Annotated in this window: 13 protein-coding genes; 9 read left to right on the top strand and 4 right to left on the bottom strand. The window is 42.6% G+C overall.

Annotated elements, in window-relative coordinates:
• Positions 1-6: 6 nt before the first annotated feature.
• Positions 7-492: a GNAT family N-acetyltransferase gene (locus ACWU4D_RS01030; protein ID WP_456049512.1), complete on the top strand. Its 486-nt coding sequence runs from the start codon at positions 7-9 to the stop codon at positions 490-492.
• A gap of 88 nt (positions 493-580) precedes the next feature.
• On the opposite strand, the gene rluB is transcribed toward ACWU4D_RS01030, so the two are convergent.
• Positions 581-1,570: a 23S rRNA pseudouridine(2605) synthase RluB gene (gene rluB / locus ACWU4D_RS01025; protein ID WP_456049511.1), complete on the bottom strand. Its 990-nt coding sequence runs from the start codon at positions 1,568-1,570 to the stop codon at positions 581-583.
• 605 nt (positions 1,571-2,175) lie between these two features.
• On the opposite strand from rluB, the gene ACWU4D_RS01020 reads away from it, so the two are divergent.
• Both ACWU4D_RS01020 and ACWU4D_RS01015 read left to right on the top strand, forming a co-directional pair.
• Complete coding sequence (locus ACWU4D_RS01020; RefSeq protein WP_456049510.1) at positions 2,176-3,774, top strand: CRTAC1 family protein; 1,599 nt, start codon at positions 2,176-2,178, stop codon at positions 3,772-3,774.
• A 29-nt stretch (positions 3,775-3,803) separates the two neighbouring features.
• Positions 3,804-4,487 carry a DUF6796 family protein gene (locus tag ACWU4D_RS01015; RefSeq protein ID WP_456049509.1) on the top strand — a complete coding sequence of 228 codons (684 nt, stop codon included), beginning with the start codon at positions 3,804-3,806 and terminating at the stop codon, positions 4,485-4,487.
• A 13-nt stretch (positions 4,488-4,500) separates the two neighbouring features.
• Here the strand turns inward: ACWU4D_RS01015 and ACWU4D_RS01010 are convergent, their stop codons facing one another.
• From ACWU4D_RS01010 to rnm, 3 genes are all read right to left on the bottom strand, one after another.
• A complete protein-coding gene (locus ACWU4D_RS01010) occupies positions 4,501-4,638 on the bottom strand; it encodes a hypothetical protein (protein ID WP_456049508.1) in 138 nt (45 codons plus the stop codon).
• Positions 4,639-5,135: 497 nt separating this feature from the next.
• Complete coding sequence (locus tag ACWU4D_RS01005; protein WP_456049507.1) at positions 5,136-5,756, bottom strand: L-threonylcarbamoyladenylate synthase; 621 nt, start codon at positions 5,754-5,756, stop codon at positions 5,136-5,138.
• A 20-nt stretch (positions 5,757-5,776) separates the two neighbouring features.
• The gene (gene rnm, locus ACWU4D_RS01000; RefSeq protein WP_456049506.1) at positions 5,777-6,634 is read right to left on the bottom strand and encodes an RNase RNM; all 858 of its coding nucleotides are present in this window, start codon (positions 6,632-6,634) and stop codon (positions 5,777-5,779) included.
• Between the two features lie 301 nt (positions 6,635-6,935).
• On the opposite strand from rnm, the gene ACWU4D_RS00995 reads away from it, so the two are divergent.
• The 6 genes from ACWU4D_RS00995 to trpA all read left to right on the top strand — a co-directional run bounded on the left by ACWU4D_RS00995 (position 6,936) and on the right by trpA (position 13,652).
• A complete protein-coding gene (locus ACWU4D_RS00995; RefSeq protein WP_456049505.1) occupies positions 6,936-8,510 on the top strand; it encodes an anthranilate synthase component 1 in 1,575 nt (524 codons plus the stop codon).
• A 12-nt stretch (positions 8,511-8,522) separates the two neighbouring features.
• Positions 8,523-9,104: an aminodeoxychorismate/anthranilate synthase component II gene (locus ACWU4D_RS00990; RefSeq protein ID WP_456049504.1), complete on the top strand. Its 582-nt coding sequence runs from the start codon at positions 8,523-8,525 to the stop codon at positions 9,102-9,104.
• 87 nt (positions 9,105-9,191) lie between these two features.
• On the top strand, positions 9,192-10,190 hold the full coding sequence (gene trpD, locus ACWU4D_RS00985; protein WP_456049503.1) for an anthranilate phosphoribosyltransferase: 999 nt from the start codon (positions 9,192-9,194) through the stop codon (positions 10,188-10,190).
• Between the two features lie 5 nt (positions 10,191-10,195).
• Positions 10,196-11,605, top strand: a complete 1,410-nt coding sequence (gene trpCF / locus ACWU4D_RS00980) for a bifunctional indole-3-glycerol-phosphate synthase TrpC/phosphoribosylanthranilate isomerase TrpF (protein ID WP_456049502.1) — start codon at positions 10,196-10,198, stop codon at positions 11,603-11,605.
• Between the two features lie 50 nt (positions 11,606-11,655).
• Positions 11,656-12,846: a tryptophan synthase subunit beta gene (gene trpB / locus ACWU4D_RS00975; RefSeq protein WP_456049501.1), complete on the top strand. Its 1,191-nt coding sequence runs from the start codon at positions 11,656-11,658 to the stop codon at positions 12,844-12,846.
• On the top strand, positions 12,846-13,652 hold the full coding sequence (gene trpA, locus ACWU4D_RS00970) for a tryptophan synthase subunit alpha (protein ID WP_456049500.1): 807 nt from the start codon (positions 12,846-12,848) through the stop codon (positions 13,650-13,652). The genes trpB and trpA overlap by 1 nt, the downstream gene beginning before the upstream one ends.
• Positions 13,653-13,722 lie beyond the last annotated feature (70 nt).

The following is a 13,722-nucleotide window of genomic DNA, read 5'->3' as shown; positions in this document are numbered from 1 at the left end:
ATAGGTATGCATCACATTCGTCCTGCGACCGAAGCCGATATCAATCGCATGTCGGAGATCGAGCAGCTTTGTTTTCCAGAAAGTGAAGCGGCTTCTTTGCAATCGTTCATTGATCGATTTGCCGTTTTTCCTGAATGTTTTTTCGTATTAGAAGTCGATGGTGTCATTGTTGGTCACATCAACGGATGTGTCTATCACAGCCCTGAGCTACCTGACGAACTGTATGCCAACCCTTCGATGCACTGTCCTGATGGAAAATACCAAACTGTATTTGGTTTGGTTGTCCACCCAGACTTTCAACGAAATGGCTACGCCTCTCGCTTAACCGAACATTTAATCGAAGTCAGTAGACAACGAAATCATCTTGGAATCGTATTAACCTGCAAAGACAAGTTAATCAATTTCTACCAAAGCAATGGGTTTGTCTGCCAAGGAGTTTCAGCATCGAGCCATGGTGGCGCGAATTGGAATGACATGCTGCTGAGTTTTTAATCGAATCGCTTAGATTAAAAAATCCCCAAGTGAATTTTTATTCGCTTGGGGATTTTTTCATTATACTTTCACTCACTGAGCATACTAACTAAATACGAGTACGCTTTTTCGCGGGTGTGCGACGAGTTGATGGTTTCTTACCATTCGTCGGTTTACCACTCGTTGGTTTTTTACCAGAATTAGACGCTGGTTTGGCGCTCGGTTTACCACGTTTGCCTGCTGGTGTCGTAACGCGTTCTTCATGGCGCTTAATCGCACGACGAATTTTATGACCACGAGCACGCTCGCGTTTACGCGATGTGTTGTCTTTCGACAAATCCAGCATGGTTTCTTTCTCTGGTGGGAGTTCTACCATGGTACGTAGATAGTTAACATCTTTGAGGTCTAGTTCAACCCAACCACCACGAGGCAACGCTTTATCGAGATAAATCTCACCGTAACGAACACGCTTTAGGCGGCTTACCGTTGTATCTTGTGATTCCCACAAACGGCGCACTTCTCGGTTTCGGCCTTCATTAATCACGACATAGAAGGTATGGTTCATCCCTTCTCCACCGGTATAAACAATATCTTCGAAACGCGCTTCGCCATCTTCAAGTTCGACACCGCGAACTAGATTGCGAATATTTTGTTCTGTCACTTCACCAAAGACGCGAACTAAATATTCACGTTCAACTTGGCGGCTTGGGTGCATTAAACGGTTAGCAAGTTCACCATCCGTTGTAAACAGCAACAATCCCGATGTATTCGCATCTAAGCGGCCAACAGAAACCCAGCGTGAACCACGAATTTTAGGTAAACGGTCAAATACCGTGCGGCGACCTTCTGGATCGCTACGAGTACATAACTCACCTTCTGGTTTGTAATACGCCAATACGCGGCATACAACTTCTTCTTCCGCTTTAATTGATACTACGTGCCCATCGACACGAATGATCGCACTTGGATCATCAAGACGCTCACCAAGAATAGCTACTTTACCATTAACACTAACACGCCCGGCTTTAATCAGAGATTCTAACTCACGACGTGAACCGTGCCCTGCTCGTGCTAAAACTTTTTGTAACTTTTCGTTCATTTCATTACCTTGTTGTGTCGTCTTCACAGACGTCGGCATTTGTATTTTCAAAAAATATCAATAAGTTACAGCTATATAACTCAAAGGATATCTATTCTGGACGGGCATTATACATGAGACACTATCTGGTTAATACCATGTTTATGCTTTGTGTTTACCCAACGTAAGGAAATCGATGTCGTGGCTCAAAGCAAATCCAAACTGATCTTGTGTGATGTGATTAATCCTGAAACTTCAATGTTTAATGTTATGCCTCTCTTCTAGAAAAGATCGAACTTTAAATTCCATATGTTAATACAACGTCTTAGCTGTTAAACAAATAAGGAAACTCTCTCGTATTCACGAGCGATGAAATTACCACCATCTACATGTTGTATTAATGATAGTGACGTAGCAGCGATTGATTCAAGTTAAGTGGATAATTTCGATGTGTCATGGCTGTTTTGAAAGATACAGTTTTAGCAAGAATATATATTCCATATATCAATTAAGTTATTCCAAATTGATATATTCAATAATACAACTCTATGAAAAATTTGTAGTCTTACATTGATATCGTAAATATGTCGTTGTTGGGTATAAAAATATTGTTATGGAGGATCAAAATGAATAAGTGGTTAAAAATACTTTTAATTATTATTGCGATAAGCGTTGTCATTATATTATCAGCGCCTAAAGTGATTGAATATGTAGTGCAAGGCCCCCAACAGGAGCAAGGTGAAACAGACCTACAATTCACTGAAGTAACAACTCAATTCACTCATAAATCAGACTTTGTCGCAGCATTACCATTTATGGCCTTAGCAACGATTGATGTCGATGGGGATGGTACCGATGAGATTTTTGTTGGCGGAGGGGTTGGCCAGCAAGATAGCTTGCAGAAGTATGAGAATAACCAATTTATTAGCCTCTCATCAACAGGTTGGTTTACAAAAGATGTTGATGACCCAACCTACGGTGCCTCTTCGATTGATGCTAACAATGATGGTCGTGTTGACTTATTTGTTGTTCGAGATAGTGGCCTATATTTCTACGAAAATACTACGAATGGTTTTAATGGTAACAAAGTCGACTTTCCATTAGACCCGACATCTATGCCACTATCAGTGTCCTTTGGTGATATTAATAACGATGGTGCGGTAGATCTTTATGTTTCTAATTACATTCGTCCCGAATTTGTTGAAGGCGAAACCATTTTCAATCAAGAATACGGTGGAATCAGCAACTTATTATTAAACAATGGTGACAATACATTTACTGATATTACCCAATCTTCAGGTGTATATGAACAACATAATACCTTTACTGCTGTCTTTGTAGACCTTAATAATAATGGACTAAGTGATCTCGTTGTTGCTCAAGATACAGGGTTTGTTCGCGTCTTTAAAAATAACGGGGATACGACCTTTGATCGCGTTGAATTACCGGTAACTTATAGCTACCCAATGGGGATTGCAGTGAGTGACTATAACAATGATGGTTTTATGGACTTATATTTCAGTAATGTAGGAACGACCTTGCCAGACGTTTTAGTGCGAGGCGATTTAACCGAAGATCAGACACTAAATAAAAATTATATTTTACTCGAAAACCAAGGCAACTTTACGTTTGAAGATACCGCTTTAAAAAACAATGCTGCTAAATATGGTTTTGGTTGGGGCTTGGTTTCATATGACTTCAATAACGACACCATGGCGGATTATTTGATCACACAAAACTACATTCGTTTCCCTGCGGTTGAACTTCTAGATTTGTATCCTGGCAACTTATTGCAACAGTACGATGGCAATGTGTTTAAGCCAGTAGAAAAAGTATCAGGTATCTCTAATCCAATGTTTGGTGTTACAACGGTTGTTTCTGATTTTAACGATGATGGTTGGCCAGATGCGGTTATAGGTAATCTTAATGGTCCATTACGCGCATTTATTAATAACGGTGGTGAGCGTCATTGGTTAAAGGTTAACTTTAATGATGAAGCGGCATCGATTGGTGCATTAGTTACCGTCATCATGGAAAATGGCACAACATACCACAACCAGTTTTATACCAGTGAAGGTTTAGGATCGGATCAAACAACCGATGTTTTCTTTGGTTTAGGAGATCAAACAAACATAGCTTCTGTACTTGTGAAATTCCAAAATGGCAAAGCTATCACCGTGGACTCGCCAGCAGTGAATACCATCATTGATTTATCTAATGAATAAAATTCTTCAATAATAATGAGACTTAAATAATGGATACACAAACCCAAAAGGTTTTATTTTTGACTGGACTTGCTGGCTTCTTCGCTGCCCTTTTTGTTGGTATCGGCGAATTTACTTTGCAATATTCTCCTCTTGGAGGTTACGAAAAAGAAGGTTATATCTACTTTGCAAATGTCGCCAAAGAAAAACTAACAATCGGGCACTTTTTTAGCACATTGGCTGCTCCATTGTACCTATTAGGCTATTGGCATATTGGACAAATGTTTATCCGTGGAGGTAGCAAACTTTATGGGTGGATTATTACCTTGCTCGGTGGTTACGCTTTTATGGTCGGAAATGCTTGGTTAGGTGGGCGTATTTATTTAGCACTGACAGCTCATGAAATTGCTGATACAAGTGACCCAACAATAATTGCACAATTACATAGCTTATTAATGGATTTTGGTGCTCATAATGAACCTTTGGTCAATGCTTTACGCTTAGCCATTGTTGTTGTGTCCATATTTTGGGTTTGGCGTATTGCAATCGGAAAAACCTTATACCCTAAGTGGATGGCGATATTTAGCCCTGCATTATTGCTCGGTTTGATTTTTACCACCTATTTTACCGGAATGAGTGTTGGAGTGTGGCTGTTACCTGCTGCAATGAATGTCGTTCATTTGATTGTTTTTTCTTTATCTTTGTATGCACTTTATAAAGTAAACAAATCATGAGGAATATAGCGGTTTATTTTGTAAAATTTATTTTGTTTGCTTTGCTTGCAACTGGATTGTATGGCGCAGCGTCGGTATCGTATACAACCATTACTGGCGTAGCACCATGCCCAACTGTCGGTTTTATTCCAGCTTGCTTTGTGGTCTTCATAGGTTATTTATTCATGTTGATTGCTACAATACTTATGATATCCCGACGGCCATTGAACAAATTATTTTTAATCGGTTGGGTACCTGTTTTCTTACTTGCGTTTATAGGTAGTATATTTGAAATAAGTAATGGTTCGACCTGCCCAAAAAGTAGTTCTGGTTTAGCTCTATGTTATGTCTCTTTAATATTTACGATCATTATTGCAATGTCTTATCTTTTTTTAGCTAAGTTAAAGATAAATAATGGTTAATACAGCTCCCAACCTGCTGTACAAGGCATTGAATATAGGAAGCCGTAGGCAACACTCACGGTCAATTCAAACCCAATGTGCAATCATTATGCACAACTGAAAACAATCACAAAAAATAGAGAAACGCTACAGCCTCAATGTCGTATTAAGTGTAAATATTAGAAGATTTCATTCGATAACGATCATCGCCCCGACTAGCAGGGCGATGGGGGTTTTGTTACTGTGATTACATGAAGATAGTCACTTACTATTCGAAAGGCGTACTATCACCAGCACCTTGTCGTAACACTTTCACTTCATCATCACTAAAATCAATGACCGTTGTAGGCTGCTCACCAAGATAACCACCGTTGAGAATTACATCAACGGCATGCTCTAACGAATCACGAATTTCTTCAGGATCTGATTCGGTCGTTTCTTTGTTAGGTAAAATGAGTGACGTCGACATCATCGGCTCACCCAATGCTTCAAGTAAATCCAATGCTATTTTGTTATCCGGAACACGGATACCAATAGTCTTACGTTTACTGTTCATCAAACGACGGGGCACTTCCTTAGTTCCCTTGAAAATAAAGGTATAAGGGCCAGGGGTATTGTTTTTCAATAAACGAAATGCGGTATTATCAACACGGGCGTAAAACGACAACTCTGAAAGATCGCGACATAAAAGGGTAAAGTTGTGTTTATCGTCCAGACGTCTAATCTGACAAATTCGTTCTAGTGCTTGCTTATTTTCTAACTGACAACCTAACGCATAACCAGAATCGGTTGGGTAAACCACCACTCCGCCGTTACGAATAATCGCGACAGCTTGGTTAATAAGACGTGTTTGAGGGTTGTCGGGGTGAACATAAAAATATTGACTCATTCTACTTCCTCACATCGAGCCTAAGACTCAACTTTCTGGGGTTCAATTCCCCAGTCTTTCCAAACAGGTTCTACACCAGCTGGCAACCACAAATTTCTTCCTAACTCCATCCACGGAGAAGGATAATGGAAGTCGCTGCCTTGCGATGCTAATAAATTGTATTGTAACGCATAATCTGCCAAGTTGCGTCGTTCATTCGGTCCTTGTTGCGGTTGGGCAACTTCCATGGCGTCACCACCAGCGTCACAAAATGCAGTTAATAAGCGCTTTAACCATTTTGCGGTAAGGTCATAACGCCCAGGGTGAGCAAGAACGGCCTGGCCTCCAGCGGCATGAATTGCGCTCACGGCTTCAGTCATAGAGCACCACATTGGAGGGACATAACCGGGATTATTGCGAGTCAAAAATTTCTTAAATACGTGCTGCATCGATTTTGCATACCCGTTTTCAACCAACCACTTAGCAAAATGAGCACGGGTAATATACGCCTCTCCCGCAATTGCTTTTACTTCTTCAAGTACACCTTCACGTGTCACTTTCTCTAACCGGCTTGCCATGAGTTCAGAGCGTTCAACCCGGAGCTGTTTTTGTTGTGCAATTAATTCGCACAACTGTAAATTTTCTACGTCAATATTCAACCCAACAATGTGAATATCTTTATTCTGCCACAATGTTGAAATCTCAATACCCGAAATTAAACGAATCGGTAATTGATTAGATTCGATATGATGAAATGCTTCAGCCAATCCCGCAGTCGTATCGTGATCGGTTATCGCGAGCACATCTATATTAAATTCAAGTGCTCGATTAATAACATCAGTCGGGGTAAAACGCCCATCAGAAGCGATGGTGTGACTGTGTAAGTCTATTCTTGGCATTGTTTCTATTGGTTCCTACTTCATAAGGCAATATAGGGCAATTTCTAAGGAAAAAGGCTTGACTTTCACCGTGCGCACTAGCAAACTAGTACGCAATTACTTAGAAGAGTTTAAGAGAGTCTTCCCGCTATGTTACAAGAATTTACTACCATGCAGAAAAAGAATTTAGTAACAACCAACAATGGTTGGAATTGCTGGCGCGTGACATATTTATTCCAGCGGGTCTAGACTGATAGCAAATCGAATTTAAGAGCCCGCAATTGATGCGGGCTTTTTTACATTATTTTTATAGGATTACCTCATGAACAATACAATAGGTATCAATCAACTGGGTAAGTTAGAGGTCATAAAAAAAACCGTCGCTTACCACGCTGACCCAACAAAATTATTTCATACCTTATGTGAACATAAGACCGATAGTTTATTGCTTGAGTCTTCTGAAATTGAATCAAAGCAAGACCTAAAAAGCTTATTGTTGGTTGACGCCGCAGCGCGAATCGTATGCAACGGACATAAAGTTGAGTTTCAAGCGCTAACTGAAAACGGTCAAAATTTAATTGAGCACCTAGCACTAAATATCAAGCCAAGTATCAAACATCACTTAACCAACGATCGTTTAGAACTCGAGTTTGAAAACCCTTCAGATACATTAGATGAAGATTCTCGACTCCAGCAATCTTCTTCTTTCGATCCTTTACGCTTAGTTCAGCATAGCTTTAACCGTGAGGGACATGATCGTTTTGCCATTTTCCTCGGTGGACTGTTTGCGTACGATATGGTGGCGAACTTTGAACCACTTGGTGATGCGGCGCAAACCAACCAATGTCCCGATTATGTGTTTTACGTATCGGAAACATTATTGGTGATCGACCACCAGCGTGGATGTTGTGATATTCAGGGAAGCTTGTTTAACCCTGACCCAGTGCACGTCGCTCAACTAACGCAGCGTATCGATAGCATCATTGAACAATGTAAAGAGCCAGCGGAACTACCAGAAGCGCAGCAGTTAGACCAAGTCAATGTCGACGTTTCTGTAAGTGATAATGATTTTTGTCAGATAGTTGATGACTTAAAACATCACATTGTACAAGGCGATATTTTCCAAGTTGTCCCATCTCGCAGTTTCAATTTACCGTGCCCTTCACCGTTGGCCGCTTATAAAAAGCTCAAAGAGAGTAACCCAAGCCCTTATATGTTCTATATGCAAGACGAGCTGTTTACACTGTTCGGCGCATCACCAGAAAGTGCTCTGAAATATTCTCAAGAAACCAATCAAATAGAAATCTACCCTATTGCTGGCACTCGTCGTCGTGGTAAAAACCCTGATGGTTCAATTAACCTCGATCTTGATGGTCGCATCGAACTCGAATTGCGAGGCGATCGAAAAGAAAATGCCGAGCATATGATGTTAGTGGATTTAGCCCGTAATGATGTTGCTCGTATCTCCGAAGCGGGTACTCGACACGTGGCAAATCTACTGGCTGTCGACAGATACAGTCATGTAATGCATCTAGTCTCTCGTGTTGTCGGACAACTTAGAGGCGATCTGGATGCACTTCATGCCTATCAAGCCTGTATGAATATGGGAACCTTAACCGGCGCACCTAAAATTCGTGCAATGCAGTTAATTCGAGAAGTTGAACAAGAGCGCCGCGGTGGCTATGGCGGTGCGGTCGGTTACCTGACTGGTGAAGGCGATCTCGACACCTGTATTGTGATTCGTTCTGCGTATGTTGAAAATGACGTCGCTCGTGTTCAAGCCGGTGCAGGTGTGGTGTATGATTCCGACCCACAATCCGAAGCTGACGAAACTCGAACCAAAGCTCAAGCCGTGATCTCTGCGATCCAAATGGCTCATCAAAAGCAGGAAGCATAAGGAGAACTCATCATGGCTAATTTATTATTTATCGACAACTTTGACTCATTTACCTACAACCTCGTTGATCAGTTCCGCTCACTTGGTCACAACGTCACTATTTATCGGAATAATCTAACGGTTGAGCAAATTAATGCAGAGTTAGCACAACTCGACAACCCTGTTGTAGTCTTATCTCCCGGTCCTGGAGCTCCCTCTGAAGCGGGCTGTATGCCAGAACTTATTCAAAGCTTAAAAGGCAAAGTGCCAATGATTGGTATTTGTCTGGGGCACCAAGCCATCGTCGAGGCATACGGCGGTGTTGTCGCTGGAGCGGGTGAAATTATTCATGGCAAAATATCAATGATGGAACACCAAAATCACGAGATATACCAGAATTTACCTTCACCATTAGCCATTGCGCGTTATCATTCGTTAGTGGCCACCGACATTCCGGATGCATTAACGGTGACAGCAGAAGTCAATGGTTTAGTGATGTCTGTTGTCCAAGAACAAGACAAGGTATGTGGATTTCAGTTTCACCCTGAATCAATTATGACCACCTATGGCGCAACACTATTATCCAATGCGATTGATTGGTCTCTTGCAGGCTAGACTTACGATACATTCAAATCGACAAAGACAACGCATTTAGCTATTAAATGAGTAACCGAATTAGCGACAGAATTTAAGGACGAAACCATGCAAGCGATTATAGACAAACTGTACGCACAGCAGTCATTAACTCAAGAAGAAAGCCAACATCTGTTTGACCAGATCGTAAAAGGTGAAATGGACCCAGTGCTATTGGGAACACTATTGACCTGCTTGAAAATCAAAGGTGAAACACCTGAAGAGATTTCCGGTGCAGCAAAAGCTCTTCTAGCCAATGCAAAGCCCTTCCCTAGCCCAGATTACGACTTCGCTGATATAGTCGGTACTGGTGGCGATGGTCACAACACAATTAACATATCCACCGCTTCTGCTTTTGTTGCTGCTGCATGTGGAGTGAAAGTCGCCAAACACGGTAACCGTGGCGTATCGAGCAAATCCGGTTCTTCTGATCTACTCAACGCGTTCGGTATTGACTTAGCAATGAGCCCAGAAGTCGCTCGTAAAGCCGTTGATGATCTTGGTGTCGCCTTTCTGTTTGCTCCGCAATATCACGCTGGAATGCGTCACGCAGCACCGGTTCGCCAAGTAATGAAAACCCGGACTATGTTCAACATTCTCGGCCCCTTGGTTAACCCTGCTCGCCCAAATATCGAATTGATGGGGGTTTACAGCAAAGAACTCATTCGCCCAATCGCAGAAACCATGCTGCAAATGGGAATGAAACGTGCGGCGGTTATTCATGGTTCAGGATTGGATGAAGTGGCGATTCATGGTGAAACTACCGTTGCCGAAATTCGTGACGGGAAAATTGAAGAATACACCGTTACTCCAGATGATTTTGGCCTAAAAACCTTCCCGCTTGAATCAATAAAAGGTGGCGAACCGGAAGAGAACCGTGAGATCATCACCCAAATATTAACGGGGAAAGGCACCGAAGCACAAATGTCAGCGGTGGCAATCAATGTGGCAATGCTATTACGTTTATTTGGCCAAGAAGATCTTAAAGCCAATGCACAACAAGCACTAGACGCAATGGCAACAGGTAAACCATACGAATTAGTTCAACAATTGGCACAACGAGGCTAAGGGAAATGACGCAACAACTCTCAGAACATATTTCGACTCTGCATACTGAAATGGCGGAAGTGCTGGTCAAGATTGTCAAAGACAAGGCGATTTGGGTTGAAGAACGCAAACAGCAGCAACCTCTCGCAAACTTTGAATCTGAAATTACACTATCAGATCGTAGTTTCTACCAAGCGCTAACGTCTGAACATGCTGTTTTTATTCTGGAATGTAAAAAAGCGTCACCATCAAAGGGGTTGATTCGCCCTATTTTCAATCCAGAAGAGATAGCCACCGCGTACAAGCCATACGCCAACGCGATCTCGGTATTAACCGATGAGAAGTACTTCCAAGGAAGCTTTGATTTCTTGCCTCAAGTAAGAAACTCAGTTCATCAGCCAGTACTGTGTAAAGACTTTATGATCGACCCATATCAGGTGTATCTCGCTCGTCATTACGGAGCAGATGCTATTTTGCTTATGCTTTCGGTTCTCGATGATAACGAATATCGCGAGTTAGCCGAACTTGCGCATCGCTTCAAGATGGGTGTACTAACAGAAGTAAGCAACGATGAAGAGCTAGTACGTGCAGTCAATTTAGATGCGAAAGTTATCGGTATTAATAATCGCAATTTACGTGACCTCACTACAGACCTTAACCGCACCAAAGAACTCGCACCTAAGCTACCACAAGACCGAATTATTATTTCTGAATCGGGCATCTACACTCACCAGCAAGTACGAGATCTTGCGACCCATGCCAACGGCTTTTTAATTGGCAGTTCACTGATGGCACAAGACAATATCGATCGTGCTGCTCGCCGAATGATTCTCGGTGACAACAAAGTATGTGGTTTGACTCGCGCCGAAGATGCGCAAGCCGTTCATCAGGCAGGTAGCGTTTATGGCGGGCTGATCTTTGTTGAGAAGTCACCTCGTTATGTGACTCCAGAGCAAGCATCTCAAGTAATTGAAGGTGCACCACTTCTCTATGTTGGGGTCTTCCAAAATCATGATTTGAGTGACATTGTCACAATAGCAAGTCAACTTTCCCTTAATGCCGTTCAGCTTCATGGAACTGAAGACCAAGACTATGTGAGCCGTTTACGCAAACAACTACCCGAATCAATCGCAATTTGGAAAGCCTATGGTGTAAGCGATGAGATGCCGGCGAAACTTGGAGCGGATATAGAGCGTCATTTGTTTGATGCGAAAGTCGGCGAACAACTTGGGGGAACAGGCACGACGTTCGATTGGCGAGCGTTAACCGATACCAGCGATATTATGCTCGCTGGCGGTATAAACCCCAACAATGCCCAACAAGCCGCGTCACTTGGTTGTCTTGGTTTGGATTTAAATTCAGGTGTGGAATCTTCACCAGGGCAAAAAGACAACGAGAAATTAGAGCAAGCATTTGCAAAAATTAGAGCCTACTAGGCGAACGATTGCAGATAAGTGCGAATACCCATTTTTAAGGATAAGAATACATGTCTAAATTAGATGCCTACTTTGGCGAATACGGTGGCCAATTTGTACCGCAAATTCTGGTTCCAGCTCTCGACCAATTAGAGCAAGCGTTCATCGACGCCCAAGAAGACCCTGAATTTCAAGCCGAGTTTATGACGCTTTTACAAGAGTACGCTGGACGTCCAACAGCGTTGACACTCACGCGCAACTTGACCAAGGGAACGAAAACCAAACTTTACCTTAAACGTGAAGATTTGCTCCATGGCGGCGCGCATAAAACCAACCAAGTATTAGGTCAAGCATTATTGGCTAAACGCATGGGTAAAAAAGAGATCATCGCTGAAACAGGCGCAGGTCAACATGGCGTTGCAACTGCACTTGCTTGTGCTCTACTCGATTTAAAATGCAAAGTGTATATGGGTGCGAAAGATGTTGAACGTCAAAGCCCTAACGTTTTTCGCATGCGACTAATGGGCGCTGAAGTAATTCCTGTTCACTCTGGTTCATCGACACTAAAAGACGCATGTAACGAAGCACTTCGTGATTGGTCTGCCAGCTATGAAAAAGCGCATTATCTACTTGGTACTGCGGCAGGGCCACATCCATTCCCAACCATCGTTCGCGAATTTCAACGCATGATTGGTGAAGAGACCAAAAACCAGATACTTGCACGTGAAGGAAAACTTCCTGATGCAGTCATTGCTTGTGTCGGTGGCGGTTCAAATGCCATCGGTATGTTTGCTGATTTTATCGAAGAAGAGTCCGTGCGTTTGATCGGTGTCGAACCCGGTGGTCTTGGTGTTGATACTGAAAAGCATGGCGCACCACTTAAGCACGCCAAAACCGGGATTTTCTTTGGTATGAAAGCGCCTCTCATGCAAGACCCACATGGTCAAGTAGAAGAGTCTTACTCTATTTCTGCGGGTTTGGATTTTCCATCTGTTGGTCCACAACACGCCCACTTGAACGCAATTGGTCGTGCTGAATATGTTGATGCTACCGATGATGAAGCGTTGGATGCATTCCAAGAGTTAGCACGAAATGAAGGTATTATCCCTGCGTTAGAATCTTCTCACGCTTTAGCTCACGCATTAAAAATGGCGCGTTCTGAGCCAGAAAAAGAACAAACATTGGTAGTAAACCTATCTGGGCGTGGCGATAAAGATATCTTCACCGTACATAAAATCCTTGAAGACAAAGGAGTTCTATAATGGATCGCTATCAATCACTCTTTACCAAGCTTGCAGCTAATAACGAAGGCGCGTTCGTTCCATTCGTTACCATTGGTGATCCGAGCCCAGAACTTTCATTTGAAATCATAAAAACCTTGGTTGAATCTGGTGCCGATGCTCTTGAACTTGGTTTCCCGTTTTCTGATCCTTCTGCCGATGGCCCAACCATTCAAGGCGCAAATATCCGAGCTTTGGATTCAGGAACCACACCCGATCACTGCTTTGACATCATTAGTCGAATCCGAGCACTCTATCCCGATTTGCCGATTGGTTTGCTAATGTACGCCAATTTGGTGTATTCAAATGGGGTGGATGAGTTTTACGCGAAATGTGAAAACGCAGGAGTTGACTCAGTATTGATTGCCGATGTCCCAACCGGTGAAAGTGCCATGTTTATTGAGAAAGCCAATGCGCACAATATCAAACCTATCTTTATTGCCCCACCGACAGCGGATGACGAGACATTGAAGAAAGTAGCACAATTGGGCCAAGGCTATACCTATTTGCTTTCTCGTGCTGGTGTTACTGGCGCAGAAACCAAAGCAAACATGCCCGTCGATAAACTGCTTGATGCTCTAAAGCGCTTCGATGCTCCACCCGCATTACTTGGATTCGGCATTTCTCAGCCAGCGCAAGTAAAACAAGCGATTGTAAGTGGTGCAGCGGGTGCAATTTCAGGCTCTGCTGTGGTTAAAATTATCGAGCAACATCAATTTCAACCAGAAGCACTACTTAGTGAAATGAGTGATTTCATCAGCTTAATGAAAGCGGCAACACACAAGTAATTTGTACAACGTTTTCGCTAACCGTTAAGCCATTCTTAAATCGATCGTCTATCTTATGGTAGCGATCGAT

The organism is Vibrio phycocola (assembly GCF_053850235.1).
This window is presented reverse-complemented; position numbering and strand designations above follow the sequence as displayed.

Bases quoted from the DNA above. Each gene is read 5' to 3' on its own strand.
- ACWU4D_RS01030 (WP_456049512.1), top strand. From the start codon at position 7: ATGCATCACATTCGTCCTGCGACCGAAGCCGATATCAATCGCATGTCG.
- rluB (WP_456049511.1), bottom strand. From the start codon at position 1,570: ATGAACGAAAAGTTACAAAAAGTTTTAGCACGAGCAGGGCACGGTTCA.
- ACWU4D_RS01020 (WP_456049510.1), top strand. From the start codon at position 2,176: ATGAATAAGTGGTTAAAAATACTTTTAATTATTATTGCGATAAGCGTT.
- ACWU4D_RS01015 (WP_456049509.1), top strand. From the start codon at position 3,804: ATGGATACACAAACCCAAAAGGTTTTATTTTTGACTGGACTTGCTGGC.
- ACWU4D_RS01010 (WP_456049508.1), bottom strand. From the start codon at position 4,638: ATGAAGACCACAAAGCAAGCTGGAATAAAACCGACAGTTGGGCATGGT.
- ACWU4D_RS01005 (WP_456049507.1), bottom strand. From the start codon at position 5,756: ATGAGTCAATATTTTTATGTTCACCCCGACAACCCTCAAACACGTCTT.
- rnm (WP_456049506.1), bottom strand. From the start codon at position 6,634: ATGCCAAGAATAGACTTACACAGTCACACCATCGCTTCTGATGGGCGT.
- ACWU4D_RS00995 (WP_456049505.1), top strand. From the start codon at position 6,936: ATGAACAATACAATAGGTATCAATCAACTGGGTAAGTTAGAGGTCATA.
- ACWU4D_RS00990 (WP_456049504.1), top strand. From the start codon at position 8,523: ATGGCTAATTTATTATTTATCGACAACTTTGACTCATTTACCTACAAC.
- trpD (WP_456049503.1), top strand. From the start codon at position 9,192: ATGCAAGCGATTATAGACAAACTGTACGCACAGCAGTCATTAACTCAA.
- trpCF (WP_456049502.1), top strand. From the start codon at position 10,196: ATGACGCAACAACTCTCAGAACATATTTCGACTCTGCATACTGAAATG.
- trpB (WP_456049501.1), top strand. From the start codon at position 11,656: ATGTCTAAATTAGATGCCTACTTTGGCGAATACGGTGGCCAATTTGTA.
- trpA (WP_456049500.1), top strand. From the start codon at position 12,846: ATGGATCGCTATCAATCACTCTTTACCAAGCTTGCAGCTAATAACGAA.